This is a genomic window from Granulicella aggregans, assembly GCF_014203275.1.
Classification (GTDB): Bacteria; Acidobacteriota; Terriglobia; order Terriglobales; family Acidobacteriaceae; genus Edaphobacter.
This window is the reverse complement of sequence record NZ_JACHIP010000006.1, coordinates 346,405-373,186: the sequence shown is the minus strand read 5'-3', so window position 1 is coordinate 373,186 and position 26,782 is coordinate 346,405. Positions and strand designations below refer to the sequence as shown.

General features: G+C 58.1%; 20 protein-coding genes. 1 reads left to right on the top strand and 19 read right to left on the bottom strand.

The features are described 5' to 3' along the window. Positions 1 to 202: 202 nt before the first annotated feature. The gene (locus HDF16_RS21425; RefSeq protein WP_184221423.1) at positions 203 to 1,351 is read right to left on the bottom strand and encodes an alkene reductase; all 1,149 of its coding nucleotides are present in this window, start codon (positions 1,349 to 1,351) and stop codon (positions 203 to 205) included. A 147-nt stretch (positions 1,352 to 1,498) separates the two neighbouring features. Here HDF16_RS21425 and HDF16_RS21420 point away from each other — a divergent pair, with 147 nt between their 5' ends. After that, positions 1,499 to 2,440, top strand: coding sequence for a LysR family transcriptional regulator (locus tag HDF16_RS21420; RefSeq protein ID WP_221312985.1), 942 nt, complete (start codon positions 1,499 to 1,501; stop codon positions 2,438 to 2,440). A 14-nt stretch (positions 2,441 to 2,454) separates the two neighbouring features. Here HDF16_RS21420 and HDF16_RS21415 read toward each other — a convergent pair whose 3' ends face one another. The 18 genes from HDF16_RS21415 to HDF16_RS21330 form a co-directional block, all read right to left on the bottom strand. Continuing rightward, positions 2,455 to 3,015, bottom strand: coding sequence for a response regulator (locus tag HDF16_RS21415; protein ID WP_184221421.1), 561 nt, complete (start codon positions 3,013 to 3,015; stop codon positions 2,455 to 2,457). A gap of 186 nt (positions 3,016 to 3,201) precedes the next feature. Beyond that, on the bottom strand, positions 3,202 to 3,831 hold the full coding sequence (locus HDF16_RS21410; RefSeq protein ID WP_348641379.1) for a response regulator transcription factor: 630 nt from the start codon (positions 3,829 to 3,831) through the stop codon (positions 3,202 to 3,204). A gap of 230 nt (positions 3,832 to 4,061) precedes the next feature. Next, on the bottom strand, positions 4,062 to 5,072 hold the full coding sequence (locus HDF16_RS21405; protein ID WP_184221419.1) for an amidohydrolase family protein: 1,011 nt from the start codon (positions 5,070 to 5,072) through the stop codon (positions 4,062 to 4,064). Positions 5,073 to 5,233: 161 nt separating this feature from the next. After that, complete coding sequence (locus HDF16_RS21400) at positions 5,234 to 5,956, bottom strand: carboxypeptidase regulatory-like domain-containing protein (protein ID WP_184221417.1); 723 nt, start codon at positions 5,954 to 5,956, stop codon at positions 5,234 to 5,236. Beyond that, positions 5,956 to 7,596: a hypothetical protein gene (locus HDF16_RS21395; protein ID WP_184221415.1), complete on the bottom strand. Its 1,641-nt coding sequence runs from the start codon at positions 7,594 to 7,596 to the stop codon at positions 5,956 to 5,958. The genes HDF16_RS21400 and HDF16_RS21395 overlap by 1 nt, the downstream gene beginning before the upstream one ends. Beyond that, positions 7,593 to 9,431, bottom strand: a complete 1,839-nt coding sequence (locus tag HDF16_RS21390) for a sensor histidine kinase (protein WP_246409539.1) — start codon at positions 9,429 to 9,431, stop codon at positions 7,593 to 7,595. The genes HDF16_RS21395 and HDF16_RS21390 overlap by 4 nt, the downstream gene beginning before the upstream one ends. Positions 9,432 to 9,456: 25 nt before the next feature. Continuing rightward, positions 9,457 to 10,185: a response regulator transcription factor gene (locus HDF16_RS21385; RefSeq protein ID WP_184221414.1), complete on the bottom strand. Its 729-nt coding sequence runs from the start codon at positions 10,183 to 10,185 to the stop codon at positions 9,457 to 9,459. Positions 10,186 to 10,302: 117 nt separating this feature from the next. Beyond that, positions 10,303 to 11,556 carry an MFS transporter gene (locus HDF16_RS21380; RefSeq protein WP_184221412.1) on the bottom strand — a complete coding sequence of 418 codons (1,254 nt, stop codon included), beginning with the start codon at positions 11,554 to 11,556 and terminating at the stop codon, positions 10,303 to 10,305. After that, complete coding sequence (locus HDF16_RS21375; RefSeq protein WP_184221410.1) at positions 11,553 to 12,566, bottom strand: aldolase; 1,014 nt, start codon at positions 12,564 to 12,566, stop codon at positions 11,553 to 11,555. The genes HDF16_RS21380 and HDF16_RS21375 overlap by 4 nt, the downstream gene beginning before the upstream one ends. Further along, positions 12,556 to 14,352: a glycerophosphodiester phosphodiesterase family protein gene (locus HDF16_RS21370; protein WP_184221408.1), complete on the bottom strand. Its 1,797-nt coding sequence runs from the start codon at positions 14,350 to 14,352 to the stop codon at positions 12,556 to 12,558. The genes HDF16_RS21375 and HDF16_RS21370 overlap by 11 nt, the downstream gene beginning before the upstream one ends. 5 nt (positions 14,353 to 14,357) lie before the next feature. After that, positions 14,358 to 17,897 (bottom strand): TonB-dependent receptor, encoded by a 3,540-nt coding sequence (locus tag HDF16_RS21365; RefSeq protein ID WP_184221406.1) that lies wholly within the window; start codon positions 17,895 to 17,897, stop codon positions 14,358 to 14,360. 113 nt (positions 17,898 to 18,010) lie between these two features. Continuing rightward, positions 18,011 to 20,107 carry a glycosyltransferase 87 family protein gene (locus HDF16_RS21360; RefSeq protein WP_184221404.1) on the bottom strand — a complete coding sequence of 699 codons (2,097 nt, stop codon included), beginning with the start codon at positions 20,105 to 20,107 and terminating at the stop codon, positions 18,011 to 18,013. Beyond that, complete coding sequence (locus tag HDF16_RS21355; RefSeq protein WP_184221402.1) at positions 20,104 to 20,979, bottom strand: WecB/TagA/CpsF family glycosyltransferase; 876 nt, start codon at positions 20,977 to 20,979, stop codon at positions 20,104 to 20,106. Before HDF16_RS21355 ends, HDF16_RS21360 begins: the two co-directional genes overlap by 4 nt. After that, complete coding sequence (locus HDF16_RS21350) at positions 20,976 to 22,160, bottom strand: glycosyltransferase family 4 protein (protein ID WP_184221400.1); 1,185 nt, start codon at positions 22,158 to 22,160, stop codon at positions 20,976 to 20,978. The genes HDF16_RS21355 and HDF16_RS21350 overlap by 4 nt, the downstream gene beginning before the upstream one ends. Next, positions 22,157 to 23,023, bottom strand: coding sequence for a glycosyltransferase family 2 protein (locus tag HDF16_RS21345; RefSeq protein WP_184221398.1), 867 nt, complete (start codon positions 23,021 to 23,023; stop codon positions 22,157 to 22,159). The genes HDF16_RS21350 and HDF16_RS21345 overlap by 4 nt, the downstream gene beginning before the upstream one ends. Beyond that, positions 23,020 to 24,219, bottom strand: a complete 1,200-nt coding sequence (locus tag HDF16_RS21340) for an O-antigen ligase family protein (RefSeq protein WP_184221396.1) — start codon at positions 24,217 to 24,219, stop codon at positions 23,020 to 23,022. Before HDF16_RS21340 ends, HDF16_RS21345 begins: the two co-directional genes overlap by 4 nt. Then, complete coding sequence (locus HDF16_RS21335) at positions 24,216 to 25,532, bottom strand: oligosaccharide flippase family protein (protein WP_184221394.1); 1,317 nt, start codon at positions 25,530 to 25,532, stop codon at positions 24,216 to 24,218. Before HDF16_RS21335 ends, HDF16_RS21340 begins: the two co-directional genes overlap by 4 nt. Continuing rightward, the gene (locus HDF16_RS21330) at positions 25,529 to 26,761 is read right to left on the bottom strand and encodes a GumC family protein (protein ID WP_348641378.1); all 1,233 of its coding nucleotides are present in this window, start codon (positions 26,759 to 26,761) and stop codon (positions 25,529 to 25,531) included. Before HDF16_RS21330 ends, HDF16_RS21335 begins: the two co-directional genes overlap by 4 nt. Between the last annotated feature and the right edge of the window lie 21 nt (positions 26,762 to 26,782).

Sequence of the window (26,782 nt, the reverse complement as noted above, 5' to 3'; positions counted from 1 at the left end):
ATAGACAAGGGCGCGCAGCGCCCACCGTGTGAGGTGTCGTCTGCGCGTCCTATCTATTGAAGCTGTCATCGTCTCTCCCCGAGCAATTCCAGGTGGTCTCCTCTTCAGCTTGGCTCTGGATGTTTCTAGGAGTTTATAGGGAGTGCCTCGGGCAGACAGCTCAGCATGCCTAAGTCATCTGAATATTTCGTCCGCTTCCTGGTTAAACCGTAACGAGTTCCGCCTCCGTGACGGCCGCCTCCGCCTGGTAGGGGAGAAAGTCGGTGTAGGAGCGCTCCGTTCCTCCCCAGAATGCCGAACGGTCATAGTCATTCAGCGGATACCCGTTCTTCAAACGCTCCGGCAGGTCCGGATTCGAGGTGAACAAACGACCGATCGCAACCAGATCCGCATCGCCTGATCGAAGGATCTCCTCTGCCGACTCTCGGTTGAATCCCCCGGCTGCGAGAAGGGTTCCTTTGTAAATCCCGCGCAGGAACTTCGACGCAACGACTTCGTCGGCTTCAGCGTTTTCCCTGGTGACGTCGCCGGCAACGCGGGGCTCGATTACATGCAGGTACGCTAGGTCGAGACCGTTCAACTGCTCGGCGACATATCCGAACAGCGCCTCGGGATTGCTATCGCTCATCTCGTTGAAGGTGCCGCTGGGGCCGATGCGAACCCCAACGCGACCGGGACCCCATACCGACACGACGGCCTTCGCGACTTCCAGAAGGAACCTGGCACGGTTTTCAATGGAGCCACCATAGGCATCAGTACGATGATTCGAACCATCCTGCAAGAACTGGTCCAGGAGGTATCCGTTGGCGCTGTGGATCTCAACGCCGTCCAAGCCTGCGAGGCGGGCGCGCAGCGCTGCCTGGCGGAAGTCTTCGACGACTTCGAGAATCTCGGCGACGGTGATCTCTCTTGCCGGCGACACTGGAACGAATTCTCCATTCAGAAAGGCATGCCCGTGATAGGAAGTCGCTGATGGCGCCAGCGGAGATTCACCATTCGGTTGCAGATCAACATGAGAGGTGCGGCCGGTGTGAATGATCTGCGCAAAGGCAAATCCTCCCTTGGCGTGAATGGCGTCGGCGATCCTCTCGAATCCGGCGATGTGACGATCTTCGTAGATGCCGGGCATGCCCTGATATCCGATCCCTTTTTTCGATACCGTGGCAGCCTCGATGATGATGAGTCCGCCTTTCGAGGCGCGTTGCCCGTAGTGAGTGACCATCATGTCACTTGGGCTGTCATCGGGATTGGAGCGAAGGCGTGTGAGCGGCGGCATAACGAGACGATGCTCAAGATGGATCTGTCCCAGATGGTACTGCGAGAACAGTTTTGTTTGCGATTGAGAACTCATGGTCCTTCTCCTAGACTGTGTCGCCGATTGAAGAATCGTTCAAATGGCTTTCGAGGTCGGCCCTCAATTCAGTCGTGCTTTTGATGTCTAGAATGCATCTCTTGCATCGCGATTCTGTGGTACTTTGTTAGCCTTGTGGTATGCCTTTTGAGCATAGGTGCACAGGTGGAACTAAGACATCTTCGCTATTTCGTTGCAGTTGCAGAGGCCGGCAGCCTAAAGGTCGCCGCGCAAAACAAACTACACACTGCACAGCCTTCACTCAGCAGGCAGATTCGCGACTTAGAGGAAGAGATTGGCGCTCAACTCTTCATTCGCCGATCTCGAGGGATCGAACTGACTTCCGCCGGGCAGGTGTTTCTTGATCACGCCCGTGTGGTGCTCTCGCAGGTAGAGGTAGGGATCGAGGCGGCGCGTCGACTTGCGAATCCAGCCAAGCCGTACTTTGTACTTGGCTATCTAACCGGTCACGAGACAACTTGGCTTCCTGCGGCCTTGCATCTATTGCAGGATCAAATGCCTGGCGCTCATGTGGTGATCTCGAGCCAGGTCTCTCCACATCTTGCCGCCGCAATTTCGGGCGGCAGGATGGATGCGGCTTTCCTGCGAAGAGAGGAAGGCTCTTCTGATTTGGACTTCCGGCTCCTCATAAGGGAACCGTTGGAAGTGTTTATGCGGAGGGACCATCGTCTTGCGGGACTGAAGGAGATTGAACCTCGCGAGCTAGTTGGCGAAGTGTTTATCAGTGTATCGGGCAAGGCTCTCAGCGGCCGAGGAGTTGCTCCCGCGCTGCGTGTCGTGATCAATGATTATCTCAAGCGCTCCAAGGTTGACCTCAAGCCGAGCCACGAAGTGGACAATCTCGCAGGGGTGATGTCTCTGATCAGCTCGACACGAGGGGTCGCGCTTTTACCGGTCTACGCTAAACAATTGCTATCTGGGGAGATCACGAGCCGCCCCGTCAAAGGGAGAGTTCCGACAATAGACCTCTGTCTCGGATACAAGAAGGAGAACGAGTCTCCCATCCTCAAGGTATTGCTTTCTCGTTTGGGCGAGCTCATAGCGCTTGGTTCTTCCGCGCCGGTCTAGACCGCAATCTCTTGTCAGGCTTTTGTCAACAGTTGCTCAATGCCATGAATGAGCGAATTTACCTGTAATGGCTTCGCTTCAAGGTGGACATTGGGGCTGAGCAAATGAACGCGCCGCCGTATCCCGGCCTCATGACTCTGACTGGAAAAGAAAAAGACGGAGCATTCAGGGTGCGTCTTGAGCATTTCGGCGGCAAGACAGATCCCGTCCATGGTTGGCATCGCAACGTCGGTCAAAAGGAGATCGACTTTGCAGCTCTGAAAAAACGCTAACGCATCGAGCGGAATAGTGAACCATACCGCACGCAACCCATGTCGGCCGAGAATCTCCGCAAGAGTGATGGCAATCACCGGCTCATCATCCACAACTGCAATGAGCGGACGAGCGGGTGTGCCTGGCCGTGTCAAGGATCTACGATCCGACCGCAGATCTTCAAATTGCCGAGAACTGAGGTGCGAATCGATTCGCTCCAGGTTATCGACGACCCGCTCTTCAAACCAGGAAAGGTGTGCTTCTGAGGCAGTAAGACTGTGTCGTGACTCTGGAGATTTGAATAGCACATTCGCTACGAGCATGTGTAGACCTCTCAAGGCAACATTCCTGACAGGAGTGGGAGTTTCCCGGATGGATGGAAGTTAGCCGAGACCTCAATCTACAGAGCCGCATTTAAGGGAGGAAGACCCATTGGAATCTATTTCAACTGGCTCTTTCGGGCTCCATTGCCGAGTGAGGAACTAAAGATGACCGCGTCTTTGGACCTGCTAAAGATCGATATAGCCTCGACGCGCACCGATGATCACCGCTCCCGTCCGATCGTTTGCATCGAGCTTTGAAAGGATGTTCTTGATGTGATTCTTGACGGTATGTTCCGCGATGCTGAGATCGCAGGCGATGAGCTTGTTGGGGCTTCCTTTCGCTAAGCCGCGCAGCACGTCCAGTTCCCTCGGAGTGAGGGGGTCGTCTGCAGCGTGCCTTGCAAGCTGCAACGCAATCTCGGGTGGAATTCGTCGTTCTCCAGAGTGGACCCGGCGGATCGTGTCAATCAGTTCGGTCCGCAACGTATCTTTTAGAAGGTATCCAACCGCTCCGGCCTTGAACGCATTGAGCACCTTGACGTCGCCCGACCAAGTGGTTAGCACGACAATTCGAGCTCGTGGGAACTCGGACCTGATGGTGGCTATAGCGTCCAGGCCGCAAAGCTTTGGCATCCGAAGATCCATCAGAGTTACATCAGGCCGTTGAGCACGGAAAAGTTCGATCGCTTCGACGCCATTTGTAGCCTGCGCGACAACGGTCATATCGGATTGTGAATTGATCTCTGACGATATTCCAGCCATCATGAGCGGATGGTCATCTACTGTCATGACCCGAATCACTCGTTCACTGATCACAGTGTCCTCCTGGCCTCTCGCACGAATCTCTCAGTGACTTCTCAATTTCTCGGTCTCATGATCGTAGCTCGAGTGCTCTGCTGGAAACTAGCCCAAAAGGGCCATCTGCGAATGTTTCATTGTGCGCCGTGCCACCGGCTCGTGGGAGCGACGGTGAAGCTCACTGGATTCGCCGGCGGTCTGAAGGCCAAGAAACTCCCTGGGCCTCGAAGGCCATTCGAAAGAATTCTTCAGATAGTCGACGGAGATGCGCTGCGACGGTGCTTGACCACGTCGGTCAGGCGTTCCCAGTTGCGGTGAGCAAACAACTCTTTCTCTGCCGGTGAAAGAGCCGTCTGGTTCAGAAATGCGACTCCCGCGCCGCCTGGCCTGTATTGATACGGATAGTCGGTGGAGAACAAGATACGCTCTGGTCCCACAATTTCGAGCGTGCGTTGGAGGTACGACTGATTCCACATCCCGCTCGGTGTGATGTAGAGATTGTTTCGCATGTAATCGGCGACGGGTCTTTGCAGCTTCGCAACCCGCGCGAGCGAGCTAAGCCGCTCCAGGTAGAAGAGGACGACCTCGCCCCAATGGCCGAGGATGATCTGTAGGTCAGGATACTTATCAAAAACGCCGGCGAGCATTAGGCGTATGAACTGGATGCCGGCCTCGTAGTGCCAGCCCAGAGCGAATGTTGCGAACGCCGTGTCGATGGAGTCTCCGAACCCGGAGTAGTAGACCTCCCGAACAGCGCGTTGGGGTATTTGAGGGTGGATAAAGATGGGAACGCCGAGCTTCGCGGCGGTACTGAACAGGGGAAGGAAGTCCGGGTGGTCGAGGTTCTTTTCACGCGTGCGACCACAGAGCATCGCTCCCGCTAATCCAAGTTCCAGCACGCTTCGCTCAAGCTCCACTGCGACGTTTTTCGGCGAGGCTGTGGGCAGGGTGGCGAAACCCTGGAACCGAGTGGGATAGTTCGCTATAGTGGCGGCGACCAGATCATTCGTTTGTTGCGCCAGAGTCACGCTCTGCTCGGGTTCAAGGTTATGCAGGGCTGGAGTGGTAACGGAAAGGACCTGTACCTCCACTCCGCTTTCGTCCATCAGCGCGATGCGGCCCGGCCCGAGATCATCAAGCCGTTGCTCGATCTCTCCAAGGTCAAACCCGGCGGTGCCCTCCTGCCCGATCGCTGAGGCCGCCCACGCGGCGCGGATCTCTGCGGTGAGGAAATGCTCTTCAATTGCGATGAGTTTCATTGTCCAGGTCTCTCACGTCAGTAGTTCGGCGTCGGCCTAAAAATGTGGATGCCGCTCTGCGAGTATGCCAAGATATTTCCGTCAAAGCTATGGTCGTGCCCCGCTCCGGTGCGTACGGCGTAGAGTTGCCACCCGTAAACTCAGAGGGCGATTCGTCTGCTTCAATACGATTCCCGCGGCAGCGGTTTGTATGCCTCGCCATACTTATTGAGATGATGGGCCATCGTGTTCCCGTCTATTTCAAGATTGAGTGTGCCAAGTTGCAGTTGCTGCGGGGCGACCTCCACAATGCGGCTTAGTGCGGCGAGTCTCTCCGCGGTGGCGTTCTCTGCCCAGACACTCAGCCGGTAGCGTCCATTGGGAACGCCTCGGAGTTGGAAGGAGCCGTCCGGCAGAGACACCGCGTAGTACGGCGTACCCAGCGAGACCACCACGGCACCCATGTCTGGATGGATGTTGCAGAAGATGTAGGAGACTCCCTCTCGATCGAACTGAACGCTGCGATGGGTATGCCCTTCGTAGAGACCGAGGTCGAAGCGTTTGCCGTTGAAGAGCGAGAAGACGTTGTGAAAGAAGGGGTCGAGATTTGGGAAGTCGACACTGCTGCCAACGGGAACGACGAGTAGATGGGGGGAGAACCGCTTGTCCTTTTGAGCAAGGACGAACTGGGTTTTACTGGGGGTCGGAGTGAATGCCGGCACGGGGTTCAAAGGTGAGAGCCAGACTACGGCCTCAGTTGGTCCCGGACGAGAGGTGGAGCCTGTGCGATGGATCTCGATACGCCCGGTAACTCCGAAGGTCTGGCTTGAGGCGAATCCACTGGAGAGAAAGAGGAGAGCGAGCACAGCCAGAGAGGTTGCCTGAATCGTTAGGGAGCGGGCCATTAGAACTTGTACCCCGCTGAGAGTGTGAAGATATTCGCGACGTAGGCATCGCCGTTGTAGCGCCAGGTAGTAATCCTGCGGTATTCAGGAGACAAGATGAGGGATGAAAGGGGCCGGAAGATGAGGTTCCCGGTTACCGTGCTGTTGCGAGTCGTCAGGGTCAGGAAGCTGGATGAGGCTGGCAGGACGACCTCTTTGTAGCTGCTGGTAAAGGCATCGTCGAGGCCGAACATCGCGTTCGCTTCGATGCGCCGGTCGCCATTGAATTTGAGTTGCGTCCATCCGCCAGCTGTTTCAACTCCTACGGTTAGGTACTGTCCGGTGATGGGGTTCACTCCGGAAAGAACGTCCTTGTAGACGCCGCCTCCGAGGCCGCCAAGAGCGCGGCCGCGATAGATCTCTCCACTCAGATCGAAGCGAGCGGGGAGTGGGATCTGCCAGTCTCCTGCGACTGCCCAGGAATGAATATGGGTATTGCTGCTGTAGAACTGATTCGAAGAGTAGCCGCTTACGCCTATCGCGAATGAGCGAGTCGATGCTGATGGTGTGACGTCAGCGCGGTAGGCAATGCGGCCTTCAACAGCGGGATGACGAGAGGCGTCGACCGGGCTGACTATCTGAATCGAGCTGTAGCCTGGGGATTCCGGATAGAGAAGTCCCGCCTGCAGCGACAGGCCGTTCTTCTCGCGAAGAGCCAGGTCCTGTTGAATTTGAACTTGAGGAGACCAAGTCCAGAGGTTGCCGGAGCCAGAGAGTGCGGGCTGGGCAACAGTCGCGAAGGATGTCGGCGAGAGTGGCGATATGAGGGGCGCGGTGTAGCCCGCGCGGACCCTGGTCTTCTTCCATGCTAGGCCGATCTCTGAATCGCGCATGCGCACATAGCCGTCGAGTCCTGTGTATCCGTAGGCGTTGGTGTTGGTGCCGCCGAAGAAGTCAAGGTTGATGGTGGCGAAACTTTGCGCGCCCCCGATGACGGGGCCTGATGCTGCGAGGCCGAAGACGGTCTGGCGCAGGGATGCGCCTGTGCTTCCGTGCGAGGCTCCCGGGGTTCGCGGAAGAGCGAGCGCTGGAAGCTCGGCGTTATCCACTACGCCGGCATTTGAAAAGGCGTTGAAGAGCGCCATGCCGGTGACGGTGAGATTGTATTTGGACGCGGACTCAATCTTGATTTGGTCGTGTACCTTGACCTCGGCCTGGAGGAGGTCCTGCTGTTCCTTCAGTGAATCAATCTGGGCTCGCATGGCTCTATTCAAAGTGGCCGATTCGCCTGGGTCTTCGGTGACAGCATCCATCGGCGGGGCAGCGGGCTCGGTGCCCCCCTTCGCCCGGAGTGCGATGATTTCGGCGCGGAGCTTGAGAAGTTCGGCTTGGGATTGCTGGAGAGCAGCCTGTGTCTGAGCCAGTGCGCCCGCCATATCGGTTAGGCGCCGTTCGATATCGTCGATATGCTGCGTGTCGTTCTTTTGAATTGCAGCGGCGCTCGTATCAACAGCCTGTCCTGCCAACTTCGCCACGCCGCCAAAGAAGGAGACGATTGATAACGTGATGACGCATGACGCGCAGTTCAGGCGGCTTGAATTCGTTCGCAAGAGCCAGTGTGACGGAAGAGTGGGTGAAGCACTCCGAGTTGAAAGGATCATGGCTTCTCCTGTGTCGACTCGACCTGCTCATCATGAGTGGACCGTTCGCGCAGCAGTGCCGCGGTGTTTCTCCTGTTCATGCTAGCGGCTTCGGGAGTTGGCAGGGACTTCTTGTAGAGGATGATGCTGAAGGTAGTCTCCTCTGTAGAGATGTCTTCCACTTTCACTTCGCCGCCGTGTTCCTGAGCGATGTGTTGCGCCACGGTGAGGCCCAGGCCGGTGCCGTTGACCTTGCCCGAACTAACGAAGGGTTGGAAGAGGGTATCGCGAATGGCGGCGGGTACGCCCGTTCCGGTGTCGGTCACGGAGATTTGGATGATCTCTTCGTTCTCGGAGAGCGCTACCGTCACCGTCGGTTGGACCGCGCCTTTTCTGCTGGCCTGGCAGGCGTTGAGTACAAGGTTGTAGATGGCGCGTCCTAACTTTGGGCCGTCGACCGGAACCTCAACGCGTTGAGAAGGGGCAATCACGATGCGAACGTCGCGGCACTCGGGATGCTGACGGACTGAGTGGACGGTCCGTTCAATGATCTGGGAGAGCGATTCGGTATGGAGTTGAAGGGGCTGCCCGGTCTGGCTGAAGAGGAGCAGCGACTCGATGAGATCAGTCATATCGCGCACGGCCTCCTTCACCTCGAGCAGAAGTTCGATGCGCTCTTCTTCGCCAGAGCGGGCAAGGCTCATGAACTCTGCGTTGGCGTAGATAGCCGACAGGTGATGGCGCAGGTCGTGGGAGATGGAGCTGGCCATGCGCCCAATCGTCGCAAGGCGATCAGATTCGAGCAGCTCATTCTGGGTTCTCTGGAGCTCGCCGCGCATGCGTTCGAAGGCGAGGCTAAGCTCGCGGACCTCAACGGCGCCATCCGTGGAGAAGCGATAGTGAAAGTCTCCGCGGCCGAGAGCGCGTGTACCCGCGACGAGAGCTTCGACGGGTCGGGTGACGGTACGGGATATCGCAGCAGCAAGAAGGAGGCCGATGAGGAGAGCACAGACTCCCAGGGTGACGATCCATCGGTTGACACGGCGCAGATAGTTGCTCGCCCGGTCATAGGACTTGAGGACTACGAGTTCGATCGAATCGTTGCCAGGAGAGGGGAGCGACACTGCGGTACCGGTGTACGACTCTCCCCGGAGTCTGACGGACTGCGGTGTTCCCTGGGCCTGATGAAGCAGGCCGGTCTGGCTTTCAAGATCGGGTCGGCGATCAGGAGGAAGCGTGGTCGCGGAGATCTTGCCGTTGATGAGGAAGACCACCTCTGCCGTGGCGACGTCGCTGATCTGGCGGGCGACCTCTTGATCGACCGCATATCCGATTGCGACCCATCCAAGCTGCGATCCGTTGATCGCAGGACCAAAGTAGAGCGGCTGGATGGAGAGCTGGTAGAGGCGATCTCCGAGCGCCACCAGGCAGGTCTCCTTCGGAGCGGACATACATTGTCCGAGTCCCTGCGTAACCTGAGCCTCTTTCAAGGCGGGGCCACGATTCGCGTAGGTGAAGAGCTTTCCATCGGTGGCGGAGAGAGCGAAGAAATCGCTGCCACTCGTGGTCCAGAAGTCACCGCTGCCGTCTTGAATCGTCTGCCTATCCTGCGTGGCCAAAAGGGCCTTCAGGCTGGGAAGGTCGGCGAGCAGGGATGCCTCGCGGGCCAGCATCTGATTGCGCTGATCGGCTTCATTGCTGAAGGTATTGAGAGAGTGGCTTATGTCTGCGTTAAGCCCAAGCTGGATCTCGCGACCGACGCTGAGACGAATGATCAGCAGGCAGGTCGCGGTAAGCCCCAGGGATACGGCCAGGAGCGACACCATCAACGTCGTTCGCATGCGCCAACGCTTCATCTGGCCAAGGTCTCAGCGGAGAGTTTCATTGTACGGTTGAGGCAGGAACGAATTTGTATCCGACGCCGTGAACGGTACGGAAGTGAATGGGGTTTGCGGGGTCGGTCTCCAGCTTCTGGCGGAGCTTGAGCATCTGGTTATCGACGGTGCGTGTGGTCAGGTTGAAGTTTAGCCCCCAGACGCCGGAGAGGAGTTCTTCGCGGGCGATAGCGCGCCCGGGATTCTCCAGAAAGAAGCGAAGCAATTTGAACTCATGTGCTGTGAGCGGTACTGGAATTCCGCCGCGATGAGCCTCCATGGTGATGAAGTCGACCTCGACCTCGCCAACCTTCGAAATCTTGAATGCGTTACGCGACGGGGATGCGGAGACGGCTTCAGCAGGAGCTTTACGAGCATTGCGACGTATCGCCGCCTGGACGCGAGCGAGCAGTTCGCGGGGACTGAAGGGCTTGGTGACGTAGTCATCGGCGCCCGTTTCGAGGAGCAAGACCTTGTCCGCAACTTCGCTGATTGCACTAAGGACGATGACCGGAGTATCGCAGGACCATTGCTTGATGTCCTTGCAGATGATCCTCCCAGAAAGGCCGGGGAGCATCAGGTCGAGGACCACGGCATCAGGTTTCATGGACTTTGCCGCGGCGAGGCCGGCTGGCCCGTCGCCTTCGATGTGGACCTTGTATCCTTCCGCCGCAAACTGACGCTCCAGCGCGCGCTGAATGCGGGGATCGTCTTCGATGACAAGAATCAGGTTCATATTCCCCTCTGTGCCCTTTGAAGGGTGTGGTGACAAGTCGTTCTCTTTGTCTTCACCTATTTTCAGGCGAGCGCCCGGCAAAAAGATAGGCTCGTGACAAAGAAGTGACAACTTGCGTCACTCAGAGGTAGTCAGGATCGGAAGGGCGTTGGCTAGTGCCGGGGGTGTTGAGCTTGCAAGGCGTTTGAAGAGCAGAGCTGCGAGAAAGGCGAGCGACGCAATAGACACCAGGACAGGGGAGTACCCTAGCCGAACGATCATTGCGCCGACCAGGCTCGATGCAATGATCTGCGATCCGGCACTGATGAAGAAGGTGTAGGAGGATGCGCCGCTGCGGTCAGCTGCGGGAACCTTGTCCATGAGCAGGCCGTAGACCCCAGGCTCATTCATGCACTGAGCCGCCATGTATCCCCAATAGAGCAGACCGGCGGATGAGGCAGAATGGACTGTCGCGAGCGCGAAGAGCATGCCCGACGTGGCGAGCTGCGAGATCATGATGCCATTTTGCAGACCCGCGAGGCGAAAGAGCACTGGCGCAAAGAGGATCGCGCCGAACGACACAAGCTGCGATAGAGAAAAGACAGTTCCCGCAGCCTCGAGTGAAAGGCCGAGGTGATGAACGAAGAAGATGCTGGCGAAGGGAGGAAACGCTCCCGTGACGAGTGACCACACGGCCATTGCGGGGAGAAACTGCCGAAGGAACGGTGTGGAGGGCCGAACGAGCCGCGTGCTCGTACGGGATTTTGCAAGCGAAAGGCGGGAGAGCGGAAGCAGGGAGAGTACGGCGACGGTTATGGCGAAGATGAGTGTGAATCGCTCGGAGCGAGGCAGCGGGAGGTGCACGGGATCGAGACTGCGAATGAAACCGGGCAGGCGACCTGCGGCAAATGCTCCCAACCCTGCAACTCCGATTCCCGATGCAAAAGTAATGCTGAAGGCCGTCGCCCGCTGTCTCGCCGAGGTAAGGCTAGCGACTGCGGGCGAGAGGCAGACGCCCCAGACGCAGAGTCCGGCTCCGCCGAGGACTGCAAAGGGGATCTGAGCGCTGAACGAGACGAAGAGAACGCGAAGGATGGACGCGAGGCAGGCGAGAGCAATTCCGCAAAGCAGGGTGGGTCTTATCCCGAAGCGTGTTGCCGCGATGCCGGCAGGAATGGTTCCGCAGAGATTCCCGACTGCCATGGCGCTGCCGATGATGCCGAGTGAGCGCTCGTCGTAGCCATAGCCGAGCAGGTACAGATTGAAGAGGAAGAAGAAGACGGAGAAGCCGAAGTTGAAGAAGAGCGCTACGGTGAAGTAAATCCAGAACTGGCCGCCAGGAAGGGAACGCTTCCGCCATACTTGCAGGCGTCTCTGCAGGTGAACGGTCATGCGTTGTAACCCTTAGCTCCGGTGAGAGACCTCAGGCAGTCGATCGCCTCGTCGAGCCTTGAGTAGCGGAGCTTCCACGTTGGCAGATTCTCGAGGATCCGCATTGCGGAGATCTGCTCTTGCCGGATGTCGAGTGTCGGGTAGAGTCCCTCCTGCAGGCGTTCGATCGCTATGCTTGTGGCGCAGTATTCAATCGATGCTTTTCCCGAGAACTGCCGATCGAGCAGCACGAGATGGTGGATGGGAACCTCCTCGGCAGTGTGTATGCGGAGCTCCGCAGTCGGAACTTCGATCGAAGGTTTGCCTTCCATGCGCGGCGTAAGCGTGCGACCTTGAAGCTCGGGGAATAGCTGGCGACCATGTGGGCGAAAGCGAATCTTGTGCGATTGGCCCACGACCCGGGGGTGGTCCGCCTGGCGAAGGAGGTAGCTGGCGTCGTCTGTTGTGTAGACGAATCCTGCCCGAGCGCAGGCGTAGGAGAGTGTTGATTTGCCGGCTCCGGATGGCCCGCACAGCAGGAATCCCTGATCATGCAGGCTCACACATGCCGCGTGAAGCGCGGGAGCATTTATGGCGGATAGAATGCCGAGTGCCATCGCCTCAAGGAAGTGATACTGAAGATAGAGGCGATGCCGTAGGGTCGCATGGGTGATGCGGGCGAAGCCGAAGCTTGCCCGGAGATCGCAGGTGGCATAGTTGTCCGAGTCAGCAATCAGCGTAACCAGATGGCGCTGACAGTTGTATGTGGGCCCAGGTGGACACTCTGTCGAAGAGGATCCGCTGACGAGGATGCGAATCTGCGCGACGGGACATTCTCGTAGCGGGGACGTGAAGCCCCAAAGCTCGGCGGCTGCTTCGAGTACTTCGGGACGGTTGGTTGCGATCTCGATCGCAAAGCCGAGCGGGTGAAAGATGGCCCTGAACTCGAGATCATCGCCGTCAAGCGCGGGATCGAACGCAGGCGGGGACGGTGTCGGTGTGTGAGTCTCGTTGGTAAGTTCATTCAGCACTGGCGAAGTTATTCTCCTTTGGGAAGTGGAGCAGCGCGATGGTGCGGAGAGCCCAGTCGATGAGTTGGACGTCGGAAGTGTCTGATGTCTTCAATGCGTGTAGGACCGGGGTGGCCGCTTGATCTCCTTGCCATGCCAGGATCTGGATGAGGCGGATGCGGAGGGCTGGCGATGCTGATGTGAGCGCTGTCCGCAGTGCGGGCAGGACGGATGGATCGGCTTTGACGAGGATCCATTCCGCGCGGTCTGCGGCCTCTCTTGACGGAGAAGAGAGCGCTGCTATGACAGCAGACGGGTCGCCTGCGATGCGATCCCAAAGGCCGAAGCCGGCGAGCGGGGCAGTGACATGGGAGGGATCGTCCGCGGAGCGAAATGCTTCGCGCGTTAGCAGCGGCAGACCGGACGAAGGGGACAACAACTCGAGCGCGTGGATGAGCTTCATGTGCTCGCGATACTCTTCGACGATGGGGTCGATCTCAGCCTGGGTGAGCTTATGTTTTCCGCGACGGGCCTGGGCTTCGGCGCTATGCTGCTCTTCTCTGTAGAGGAGAGCAGGAAGGGCTGTAGCCGCGAGTGTGGGCTGGTGTACCGCAAGCGCCAGCGAAGCTGCCCCGCGAATTGCTGGTTCCGGGCGTTCGAGGAAAGGCAGCAGGAGTTCGGCGGGAACATCGCCCGGTGATCGGCTGATGGCGAGCAGCGTCTCCTTCAACAATCCGGCATCTGTCGAGTGCAGTTGTTCAATGAGCGTGGAGGTAATAGGAGCATGCATCATTCCCAGAGCCCAGACTGCGCTCTGGCGTGGCGCTACAGTCGCTGCGGACAGAGCTTCTGTGAAGACAGACGCGGGTGCGGCGGGGCGAGAGGTTCGGAGAGCAAGAGCTGCGGCATGAGAGATGCGAGGGTTGGAGTCCATCAAGCTGGTCTGAAACACAGCCTGGGTCGGAAAGCCGGAGTAGAGTGAAAGCTCATAGATCGCGGCTGCTCTCTGCTCAATGCTGCCTTGCTGAGTAGCCTTTGCAAGAGCGGCTATCTTCGCTTCAACCGGACGCCCCACCGCGTCCGCACCGAGGCGGGGATAGTCTACGTTAATGGTGTCGACTCCGGCGGCAACCGCGGCGCGCATCGCAGGAAGGTCCATCTCATTTAGACTCGCCGAAAAGTTTGCGACAACGAACTTCCCTAATGCGTGGAGTTTTTCGACTTCATCTTTGTTGGCCTGAGGGCCGAGCCACGCGACGGCATCAGCGCTGGCAGCCGGATAGAGCGCGTTGAGTTCATCGGCGTTGCCATCATCTCCGCCGAAGTTGACGTGCTCCAGCATGCCTTCTTTCTGCAGGGCCGCGAAGATCTGAGTCGTTAGACCTTTCTCTTTGAGATCGAGAGCGAGATCGACTCTCTGCTCGCGAGCTACTCGGAGAGCGTCGTCAAAGGTGGGGAACCGCATAGGTGAGAAGCGGCTGGACATCCAGCCGCCATAGTCAAGCAAGTGGAGCTCCTGGAACGTCGTTGTCTCAACATCTCCCATGCCATCGGTCAGGCGTTCAAGGTAGCCATCATGATTAAGTACAAGCACGCCATCGAGAGTTCGGCGGACGTCGACCTCAATCACGTTGCATCCCATTCTGGCGGCAAGCGCCAGGGACTCAAGCGTGTTCTCGGGCATGTCTTCATTCGCAGTCCGATGGCAGATGAGCTGAACCTTGCCGCGTTGAAATATCCCGGCGTAGAGCGGCGATGCTGCGAACAGGAGCGCGAGGGACGCGAAAAAGATTGGCTTGTGGCGCATAGGAGTTAGAAGCTGTACCGTGCGGCAAGCTGGATGATGCGTGGATGTGGGCCGCCCTGTTCGCCGGTGATTCGCCCGAACGACGCACTTGCGGTGGGATTCGGAAGTGAAGGATCGCCGTACCCCAGAGACGTGTTCGGGTTCCCGAACTGAGGCGTGTTGGTGACGTTGAAGGCTTCGGCGCGGAAGTGAAAGTTGTTCTCCGCCTTGATCGAGAAACTTCTCTCGACTGCGAGGTCAAGGCTGTGCTGGCCTGGACCTCGGACGATGCCGACCCCGCTGTTACCGAAGTCCTGGTCCGCGAGGCTTGTGCCGTTTGGAGCTTCGGGAGCCCGGGTGAAGGCGTTCGCATCAAGGTAGCTTCCGTTGACGACTCGTGAGAAGAGAGAGCCTTTGGTGGAAGGACTTCCGGTGCCGCGTTGGGCTCTGACTTCTCCGCCGAGAAGCGCATAGACGGAACCGGCATTGCCATCGAAGACACTGAGCGGTGCGCCGGACTGCAGCACTCCGATACCTGAGAACTGCCATGAGTTGAGCGCATAGCGAAGAGGTTTTGCCGCTGTCGTGAAGCGCGGAGTCGACCATACGAAGCTGACGACAAGGCGCTGGTCACGATCGTCATTTGCCAGACCATACGATGAGTGGCGAAGGTCCAACTGATTGTTGGTGGGCAGCTGGAGCTCGAAGACATCCGTGCCGCCTTCGCCGTTGACCTCATCAAGATTCTTCGACCATGTGTAGGCCGCTTGAAACTGCAGGCCGTGGTTCAACTGGCGCGTCAGGCCTACCTGAAGCGAATCGAAGTTCGCTTCAAAGACGGAGTCGGTGAAGAGCGAGCCCTGGCTGATGCCCTGGATGGGGAGCCGCGTCCCCGTGTTGTTGATGGAGTTTGTCGTCTCACCATTGACCGGATTTTCCGGGCTGGCGAGCAACGCCTGGTCGAACTCTACCTGGCCGGGACGATTGACGGAACGAGTTCCGACGTATCCGACGTTGAGGATCTGTCGCCCGAACTGGTACTGGAGCGCCAGGTTGTACTCGTAGGTCCTGCCATCGCGCAGATCAGGGTTTGTGCCTTCGATGAAGGGAAACGTGCTTGGAGTCCGGGGCTGGAAGACTGGATAGCTAGAAGAGGGGAGCACAAGTGGAACGAAGGGACTGCTGAGAGTAGCTCCTCCATTCTGCGAGCCGAAGGCAAACTGTGAGGTGGCAAAGGGAAGCTGCGAGAGAGTCTGTTCGGCAAGGTTGCCGGAGTGCTGGTCGTAGTAGATACCGAAGCCTCCGCGAAGCAGGAGGGAGGAGATGTTGGGAACCTGCCACGCAAAGCCAAGCCGGGGAGAGATGTCGTTGTGCGGCGTCTTATAGAACCCGGCGTACGAGGTCCTGAGCACACCATCGGGAAGTTGGCCGTGGAAATTCGCGGGCAGCGTGAATCCGCTGAAGGTGCCGGAATCCGTCAAAGGGCCTTTGGTGGCCGTGAGCGCGTTGAAGTTAGGCAGCCGCCCGTTGGTCTCGGTTGGGGCTCCGAATATCTCGTAGCGCACCCCTACGTTCAGAGTGAGGTGCTGAGTGAGGCGGAAGTCATCCTGGGCAAATCCTGCTATGTCGGTATAGCGCTCATCGCGACGGAAGTTCCCGCCTCCGGCAATGCTGTTGGTGACATTGCTGGTGCCTGTAGGGCTGCCATTTTGAGTGGCGCTCTGGCCTACGAGGAAGTCGCTGAAGCTGCTGATCTGCAGCAGGCCGTCGGTCTGCTGAGGTTGATTTTCATCAACCTGATGACGCTTCACCTCGAAGCCGAAGCGGGCGTTATGGCGTCCCCGCGTGTAAGCGACGGTGTCCTGCCATACGAAGCTATTGGTGACCTGCCACTCGTTGGGCGTACCTGCATCTCCGATGGTGAAGGTGCCGACGGTGACACCGGGAGCACTGGCTGTGGGGCCCGCCTGGCCAGTGGGCGTACCGATACCGATAGCGTTCGCGGTGAGAGGATTTTGAACCGAAGAGAGTCCATCGAACCGTATGTATCCGAAGCGTGCGATGTTCGCCAACCTGGACGTGAAGACGTGGGTGTCGGCAAGCACGAACATCGTGTTGCGATCGAGCTGCGATGTGCCCCATCCGGGCAGGTTGGCGGCGTTTGGCGAGAAGGGCTCGTCGGTGGGGGCACGGGAGTAAAAGAATTTCCCGGCGAGGGTATTGCGTGCCGTCAGGGCGTGATCGACGTCAACCGTGAACTGGTCTTCACGATAGTGTGCGGGTGTAGAGAAGGTGGACTGACCAAGGGGAAATTGATCGGACGGATCACTGCCAGTGCTGGGGAGGGCAATCTGGGGACTTGGGATGGCGAACTGTCCGGAAGGCAGCTTGGCGTTCAGAATGGCGAGAGCGACGGGGTGTATGTTGGAGCCGTCGCAGGCGACCTGCGTTCCGCCGGCTTGGGTTAGGTATCCCGTCGCAGGCTGACCGGCGGTGTTGAGGTGGCCCGCAGCACAGAACTGTGCGCCAAGGGTGGAGGCGGACCGATCGCTGGTGAGTTGAGGAAGCAGCGTCGTCGTCGAATCACCGAGACCGTTCACCTGGCGCACGCCTTGATACGCGCCAAAGAAGAACGTGTGGTCCTTGAAGATTGGTCCACCAATAGCCGCGCCGAACTCGTTCTGCTTCAGCGTCGGTCGAGGTTGGCCGGAGAGCTTGGAGAAGAAGGTGTTGGCATTGAAGAGGTTATTGCGAACGAACTCCCAGGCGCTGCCATGAAATTGATTGGTACCGCTGCGAGTTACAAGATCCACGTTGGCACCTGAGCCTCGACCGTAGGCAGCATCGAAGTTCGCAGTCTGAATTCGAAACTCCTGAATGGAATCGGGCGCGGGGATGGCTGTGCCGACCTCGTACGATTGGGCATGCGCGGCAGAGTTTTCAACCAGGTTGTTTGCGTCAATGCCATTGAACTGAATGTTGTTGGCAGTCGGCGTGGCTCCATTCGAAGCGACGTTCTGCGTGCCGTTACCGAGTCCCGTGGGTGTCGGAAGATCAACCACGATGCCGGGCGACAGGCCGAGAATCTGAGTGTAGTTCCGGCTCGAGAGAGGCAGCGATAAGTTGGCCTGGTTGTCGACAAGGCCACCAAGGGTTGAGCCCTCGAGGTTCGCTCCGGCCGATGCGCTATCGACCTGAATGGTCTGCGTGCTTCCGGCAACCGAAAGGGTGACGTTGATCGATGCCGTCTGACTGACGGTGACCTGGAGATCGGTGACGCTGGCCATAGCAAAGCCGGGTCGTTCGATGCGGACTTGATAGTCCGCAGGGGGAAGAAGAGTGATGCGGAAGAAACCTTCGGCAGAAGTCTGGGTGTTGCGGGAAGCTCCGCTGGCTTGATCGACGACGATGACACTAGCATCTGCGATAGCGCGGCTGGCTGGGTCGAGGACAACTCCAGAGATAGCGCCTGTACCTGGTGTCTGCGCAAGCAGCAGGTGTGGCGTGGTGAGAGCTACCAAGATTGCAAAGGCGACGATAGCCGCTCGTGGTGAAACAGAACTCATGGGTAAGGCCTTTCCGAGGTCTGATGACTCTGCGATAAACAAACTCTAAGCAGTCTTCGCCTGGCTGTTGTCACGCAGATGTCGCGGTTTCATCACTATTTGTCCGCTGAGATTCAAGGGATGATCTGGCGACGCGCAATAGCCGTGAACCAGAGAGCCCGACCACAGTCGGTTGCGTACAGGAGTGTCTTCGCGTCCGCCTCCCACGCTGGCTGGACCTGATTGCAAGGGACATCGGCGATCCGTTTTTGGGCTCCGCTTTGAAGGTCGAGCAGATGCAGATTCCAGTTGCCGTTTACAAACTCACTGAAGGCCAGCCAGCGTCCATCGGGCGAGGTGGACGGATAGCGAGCTTCCTCATCAACAAGCCGCGTCAGCGTGCCAGCGCGGCCTAGCCTGTAGAGCATAGGGCTCAAGCCAGGATGGGTGCCTGATATGACGAGATCGTTCGCCGTGAGGAAGGTTGCTTCGTAGACGTTGAATGGCGGGTAGGTGAGTTGTTGCTCGGAGGCGTCCGTCGTGCCAAGACTGCGAACGAATAATTGCTTGCGGCCGTCAATCTGCCTGAGATAGGCAACGGTTGTTCCGTCAGCTGAGATGATGGGGGACTCGGCGTCTGGGATGGAGGGCCATCCGGGGCTGGAGGAGTGAAGCGTCGACGAAAGCGATACGTCCTCAGCCAAAATCTGCCCCGCAGATGTCGTGAGGGATAGTTGATCGGTACTTTGATCCGTAGGTTGTGCGAGTGTCACGCTACGATTTGAAGCGAGCGTCATAGCGCGATAGCCGTCGGTCGAGAGTCCCACAAAGGCAGTATCGCCGCCGTACGCTGCGGGATGGGACGCCATGAGGACGTCGCCAGGCATCGGCAGACGGTACGCGTAGTCGTCGAACAGATGGCGTTGGTGACGGATACCAAAAAATATACTCAGCACTGTTGCGCCGCTGAGTGCTGTGAGCCACACGATCTGATCGACCCGCTGCATTCGTGGCCTGTGGCGGGAAAGTAGAAATGAGATAAGGAGCGTGAGGAGGATCAACGCGTAAAGGCGAGGCACACATATCAGAGTTCCCCAACCTTCCCGAGGTTGAATATGCCAGTTCGCATGATTGATTGCGAGATACAGAGCTAGCGTGAGTAGTAGCAGGGCGAAGGATCGAGCTCGCCAAAGATGTCCGCATATCGCCGCCACCGGGAGGATCGCAAGCGTGAAAAGGTATGAACCTGGTGATGTTGAGAGGGCGAGGGACACCGCAATCAGCGCGGCCCACTCGAGCGCTGCTCGATCGGGCGAGAGATACTCGCGGCTGATCAACAGGACGACGGGCAACAGGAGTAGCAGCTGAAGTGCAGGATGCAGAACAGCGAAGAGCCACGGAGCATGAACCGCGGGATGCTGATTCCACTGAGGCTCGTAGATGAAGAGTCGATGTAGGACGGTTGAGAGTGAGCTGCTTCCGAGAGCAAAAGAGGGAAGTCCTTCGCCACGAAGTGTCCAGGGCAGCACCTGAAGAGCGTAGGTGCGGTGCATGGGGAGGCCGAGGACGGCGATGGAAAGACAAAGTGCAGCGAGAACAGTGATTCCACAGGCGAGCGCAGCTTTCCAATGCCTCTTACGCAGGAAATAAACGATTACGATGATGGGAAAGACCTTTAGCGCCGCCGCGATTCCGACGAGGCACCCAGCGAGCATACCGCGCTTTTGCTGGTCGGCCCAGCAAGCTGCAGTAAGGATTACAAGTAAGAAGAGGTAGTACTGTCCCAGCAGAAAATTGAATCGAAGCGGGTAGCTGAGAGCGATGAGAATTCCGGCCTGAGGCAGAGGAAGTCCAGTGACTCGCGGGAGCATCAACAGAAGCGCAATGAGCAGCGCGCCATTGAAGACGATCCAGATATGCTTGGCCTCGAGCGAGGGAAAGGAAGCAATCGGCCAGACAAGCAGAGTCGAGAACGGCGTGATCGGGACCAGCCCGACGATGCGCTGATCGATAACGCGATGATCCTTCTCGCGCTCAATCCAGATCCATTCGTAGGCTCGCGCTGTGTCGACATGTTCGCGAGCTAATCTTGCTGTCAGATAGTAGTTAGGGAAGTCCGAATTCAGTTTCTTCCACGCGGGCGGAAATGTCGCGACCACAAAGTATGCAGCGAGCAAACCGAAGAGAACGCGCTGTATCCATTGAGGTCGCGTTTCCGTGAAGGCCGTCATTGCGTCTGCGACTCGACGAATTCGACGCATGGGTTGGCCTTGGGATTCGCCGCTGCGGGCTCAGGCTTCCGCGGATAGGACCTGAGGCCCATCAGCTGCAGGGCGATGGCGGCCAGGAATGCGGGGTTGTTCCGAAGATGTCGCTTCCACAGATGTCTTGGATCTTGAAGGAGACGATCAAGCCACTGAAGTCCCCAGAGCTTGACCCACTCGGGACAATCCTTGATGCGGCCCGTGTGGAAGTCGAACGCGGCGCCTACGCCAAACATTAGTTTGGTGTCGAACTGCGCAAGGTAACGCGCCATGAAGCGTTCCTGCTTCGGTGTACTGATGCCAACCCAGATGATGTCTGGTTTGAGCCGGTTGATCTTCGTGGTGAGTTGCCTCTCCTGGACTGTCGACATCGGACCAAAGGGAGGTGTATGGGTGCCGACAATTTTGACTTGGGGGAACCGCGAACGTAGAGTGTCGCGAAGCTCTTCCGCGACACCGGCCTTGCCTCCGCAAAGGAAGTGGGTGCTATTGCGAAATTCTGTGCCGGCCATGACCTCCAGCATGAGGTCTGGACCCGCAACGCGCTCCATGGAATGGTGGCCTTGATGACGTCCAACCCAGACAGTGGGCATTCCATCCGGCATAACGAGTGCTGCTTCGGCAAATATCTGTGCAAGGGCGCGGTCGCGATACGCTTCCATGATCCCGTGCACGCCGGCGAGACAAACGTAGCCTTTTCGGCCTGAACGCAGTTCAGCGTCGATGTGTGCGAGCGCCTGTCGCATGTTAACGGCGTCGATCTCAACGTCCAAAACAGTTGCTCGCGGCGATCGCGGGTGGTGAATCTGTGTGGCAAGAGTCTGCTTGAGACGAATCATGGACGGCCTCTTTCTAACGCCGGAACTGGAGCCTGGCGACCGCCGGGCGAATGTTGTTCGGCTGCCTGAAGCAACCCGCTGTAGAGATTGAGGTAAGTGCAGCCGACACGCGGAGGAGAGAATTGATCGGTCTCTGCCGCACGAAATCGCTTGTCCTTGAGAGCTGTGCGTATAGCTTTCGCAAAGGCAGCTACGGCGTCGTCACCCAGGGGTACATAGTCGCAGTAAGAACCACCCACTTCTCGGAAGGCGGGGATATCCGAGCACACCACTCGGCAACGATGGTGCATGGCTTCCACGATCGGCAGGCCGAAGCCTTCGATGGTTGAGGTGGCGATGAGTAGTTCGCAGTGACTGTAGTACCAGTTCAATGTCTCGTCGCTCACGCCCTGAAGCAGGAGAACATTTGCTTCAAGAGCAGACTTTCGGATTAGACGTTTAATGGCTGCAGTCTCAGGGCCGTCAGTTCCTACGATCAGAAGGCGAGTGTTGTGAGGCACGTCCGCCGAGTCGATGAGGCGCCGCAGAAGATGAATGGCTAGAGGGAGATTTTTATTGCGCCGGTGCTGTGCAACACACAACAAGAAGGGGTCTGGGTACCAGCCCCCGCAAGGGTTCTTAGAGGCCACCGGCTTTCCGGAGTTCACCGAGTTATAGATCGTTGTGGCCTTCTCGACGATCGATGTTGGGAGGTCGACTTCAAGACGCTGCATCGTGCTGTCGGAGACGCAGGCGATGCTGTCGACGGCGCGCAGACACTGCTGCAGGATGATGCGGTTCACGAAGACCCGAGGGTAGCCAAAATTCGCGGGAATGTCATAGGGATAAAGGTCATGAAGAGTGACCACCGTGGGGCGGCGGAAAGCGCGTTTGTGGATCGGCGCTGGGTAGGCCATGTGGACGATGTCACTCTCGAACGCAGCAGCGAGCTGAGGAAGTCCTGTCCAGTGCCAATAGTTCCGCGAGAACGAAGTGTTGCGGGCTTGCGCGGTTGTGAGCGTGATCCGATCCTCTTTGCTCTCAAGCAAGGAGGTGAAGGCATCGCGTTGCCACGTGCCGAAGACGAGGTCGACTCGTTCGACGTTCGCATGGAGAGCAATCGCGTGTGCGACATTCGCAGCGTGACGAATGATACCGTCGGGCCGGGACGAAGACGATACGGCGGCTAGAAGTACTTTCATAGTTGCTCCGGTCTTGATGTGACGGGCAGGTGTTGCTCCGGTGCCCGCGAGGAAGGGAAGTAGAAGCCGCGAAGGAGCTTTTCGCCATAGCGCAGTAAGGCTGCCGGAAGTTGCAGCGAGGCTGCAGCGAGGTTCCGTAAACCGAGCGAAGGGAGGTGACGGGCCAGCGGAGTTGCCCGCAGAACAACACTGCGATGTTCCGCTCGCTGGCGAGACCTGAAGGCGACGCTCTTACTTGCTGGATGGACGCGAAAGTCCGCGAGCACTTGGGACAGATGCTGAAAGCGACAACCCGCATCGGCAAGCCGGAGAAAAAACTCGAGATCCATCGCATAGTGCAGAGAGCTCGAAAGACTGTGTCCGCGTTCGAAGACGCGCCGTCGGAAGAAGGTCGCCGTGGTGGGAATGTAGAGGACCCTGTGATACCGCAGAATGAATCGACTGAATTCAATCTCGCGACGAACAGCGAGGTGGTTCCCGGCGGCATCCATCAGGTTGTAGTCGCCGTAAAGAACGTCCAACTCCGGATGCTCGGTGAAGGCAGCGGCAACCTTATCGAAGCAGCCAGCGCGATAACGATCGTCGGCATTGAGCCAGCCAATGATCTCTCCCTTCGCACGCGCAAAGCCCTGATTCAATGCGGCGCTTTGGCCTCCGTCATGACCGGAGCGCCACCAGAATGCCGTAGCTCCTGAGGCCTTCTCGATGTCCTGAAGAATGCGTTGTGATCCGTCCGTTGAGCAGCCATCAAGAACGATGTGCTCAACGGCAGCGTATTGCTGATTGCGAACGCTCTCGAGAGCCTCGCGCAGGAACTGCGACTGATTGAGTGATGGGGTGACGATGGAGATCAAAGGCTTCATGGATGAGCTTCCCCGGTTGTCAGTAGAAGAGAGGTCGAGACGATCGCCCAGAGCGGAAAAGAGATGTCGAAACGTTCGGTATCGGCGAGGCCGCGAATTGCAATCAGGACAAGCATTGCAACTCCGGTCAGCGCAAAAGGATGGCTCTTGTAGCGCCTGCAGATGCGGTAGAAGGCGATGTAGAGGCTTAGTACGAGAGCAACACCGACGATGCCAAAGGTGAAGAATTGCTGCAGGAACTCGTTGTGTGCGTGCCACGGCTGAAAGGCCCCGAAGGCCGGAATGATGTTTCTGAAGGAGTGAAATCCGTGCCCAAACCACGGGGCTTCGAGCGCATATCCGAGCGTGACGATCCAGATGCTGGTGCGGCCGGTGAGAGTCTCAGCCTGATTGCCCGCATTGATATAGACGGTGTAGTAGTTCGCCAAGAGACCCGAGAACGCAAGCGTAACCAGCACTGCAAAGGCGATAACCTTGATCTTGGTGGAGCGGCTGAAGAGAGTTGTCCGGAAGAGGTAGAAGGCCTCGGCGATGAGGAACGCGACGATGGTTGTCTTGCTGAGGCTGCGTAGCAACGTAAGAGCGAACAGAGTTCCCAGCCACTTCCAGCGGGCACCTTGAGGTGCGAAGTATTGACAGAGCAGAACGGCGAACGCGCACTCGAAACCAATACCGTTCGGGGTGAGGAACTCATCATCGCCAAGACGAAGATCCTGCATAGTTGGCGCGCACCAAGCGACCATGCAGAGAAGAGCGACCCCACAGATGTATCCCTTAAGCAGACCTTTCGATGCGAGTTCTATCCCGTCGCTTCTAATGAGAAGCAGAACGAGAATAACGTCGGCCGCCAATGCGATCCAGTACGTAACGGCGACTGCCTTTGAAGCGGTCTCGCTCCAGAGCAGGCTAGCGAGAGCAAGCGCTAGATAGCCGAAGACGAGGCGAACCACAGGGTTTCTGAGCATCGTCCGAAGGGCTATCTCAGTTGCGCCAAACGTATAGATGGCGATGGGAATAACCAAAAGGAGATTGATCGCAACGCCCACGGTAGCACCGAGCCTGGGATCCGATTGGAAGAAGAGGAAGGTAAGGCAAAATCGCACCCCGAGATAGCAACCGATCAGCCCGGGCATGGAGATTGCCGATGCGGCTCGGAGACGCGGATTGGACAGCACAGGAACGATTGCAGCGCTCATGCTTCCTCCGCGACAGTTGTGACTGTGGCAAATTGCGTTCTGGATAGAAGAGAGAACTGGAGAACAATAGGCAGGTAAGCGAGGCAGGTCACAGAACCATACAGAAGACGCGACCATGCCGCGCCGGCCGAGCCGATGCGCGGGACGAGCAGGATGATCGCGACGAGCATCGCGACACCACCAGCCAGATTGAGCGCGGCCACGAGTCGTACGCGGCCGAGCGCAAGCAGCGCGTAATGGCCTGCGACATTCAATGACAACACGCCGAAGCCGGCTCCGAGGAGAGGTAATAAGCCGGACGACTGGGCCGCGAAGGCATGTCCTAGCCAGAGGTAGATGAATCGCTGGCCAAAGAGAAGGACGACGGCAGTCAGCAGTGCAGATAGCGCGATGTTGAATTTGATCGCACGTCCTATGGCCCGCCGCATCGTGGCGTGGTCACCTCTGGCGTTGTGCCGAGATAGATGAGGAAAGAGGAAATGAAGGGCTGCCGCAGTCAGACCATGGATGGGCTGGGTTATCTGAACGCAGACGCCATAGTAGGCAACCGCGGAGACGCCCAGCGTAAGCCCAAGAAGTAGTCTGTCTGCCTGGCTGAAGAAGACGCCAGCGATGGCTTGTAGCCAACTGAAGGCTCCGAACGATGCGAGACTAAGAACTACATTGCGGTCGAATGCTGGTAGTAGCGGCGCAAGCCCGAGGCCTTGAAGAATCTTCCACTGAGCTGCGATGCCCCCGACCAGCACGACCGCCGTTGCGAACATCAGCGACGTAATGTCATGGCCCCGCGCAGCAAGAAGTACGGAGACCGCGATCGTAAGCAAGCGAGTCGCGATGCTGACGCGAACCGCCGGAGCGTACATCTCAAACGCACGCAAGGCGCTGATGAAGACGCTCTCAATTGACTTGAGAAGAATGAGTACGGAGCCGACTCGCAGGGACCAGATACAGGATGTCTCGAGAGCTGGATCATGGTGCGTGATGCGGCCGCTGACGAACGGAACGATGCACCACAGGACCAACGCGAGAAGAGCGCCCAGCGAGATGTTGATCGTTAGCATGTTCGCAATCACCGAGCGAATTGCAATCTTGTCGCTGGTTGAACGGAGCACTGCGATTCGCTGAATCACGGCATCTCCAAAGCCTGATGAGACGATGCTGCCTACGCTGATTGCGGCATTGGCAACCAGCCAGATGCCATAGGGCGCCACCCCGAGGTGGCGGAGCAACAGGGGAGTTGCGGCGAGCATGATGGCGGGGTAAGCGGCGTAGTCCAGCGCGCCAGAGGCCGCATTTGAAAGATGCCGTGTCACAGGGCGGCCTCCCTTCGATGCAAACGCCGTTCGACTATCGAAAGGATGCGGCTTGCAATCCTGCGCTTAGGGTCACTCGGATCAAGCAGCAGCCAGTACTCGCGGATGAGGATGTAAGCACTTGCCGTAAGGAGCGACACGCCAGTCAAGGCGATGATGAGAATAAGGCGCGGCGGAAAGGACTTCTTCTCGGGAAGCAGGGGCGCGTCGATGACGCTAACGATGGGTGTGTCCTTGGCTTCGGCTATCCGAGCCATCTCGTATTGCTGAGAGAGGAGTTCGTAGACTGTCTCTTGAATCCGCACGCGGCGATAGAGGTTCGCGTAGGGAACTGCTAGACGAGGCAACTGGCGTAAGGAGGGATAGCCATCTCCGTTCGTCGGGCTGTCCAAAGCGGCGTCGGACGCGGTGCCACTCATCTTTGTCAGCTCGCGCTGCAGGTCAGCGATGCGCGCGCGGGCGGCGCGGACACGGACGTTATCGTCGCCATAGATCTGAGAGAGCGATGCAAGCTCCGACTCGGCAAAGATCTTCTGCGCCTGCAGTCTCGAGGCTGCCTCGACCATGGCATGCGTCTGCTCTTTAATGTCGAGGGTTGCATTCGAGCTTGAAAAGGCGCTGAGCGCGACCTGGGCGTCTTGTAACTCCGAACGAGCGCTGACGAGACGCTGTTCAATGAACTCGCGCTCGCGGCGGGCGGATGAGGTGTTTGATCGAACAACGATGGTATTCAGCTCATCGAGGTAAGCCTGAGCGATCGCGCGAGATCTCTCCGGATCAGTGTCCGTGACCGTGAGCGTGAGGACGCCACTCTTCTTGTCTTCAGCGATTACCGTGCGTTTCGCGAGATACTTCACGGTGTCGACGCGATACCGTTTTCGGTAGACGTGCTGAAGTTGGAAGCGATCGATGATGTGGTCTGAGACGGACCGGCTTTGCAGAAGTTCGGCAAAGAGCACACTGGAGCTGCGACCGCCAAGCAGACTTCCGGCGATGCTGCCGAGCCCAGCGAGGCCACCAGTGGACTTGCCAGCAAGCGCCGCAAGCAAAGCGGTACCGGGATTGGAGTTATCCGGTGGCATGATGCGCGCAGTCGACTCGTATTGTTTGGGCAGGGCAAGGGCAATGATCGCGCTGACAACCAGGGAGATGATGGCGACACGTGCGAGAAGTACGCGGTGATCGAGCAGCTTGCCGACGTTCGTTGCCCAGTTGGGATCAGGCTGCACTTCTGCATCGCCAGACAAAGG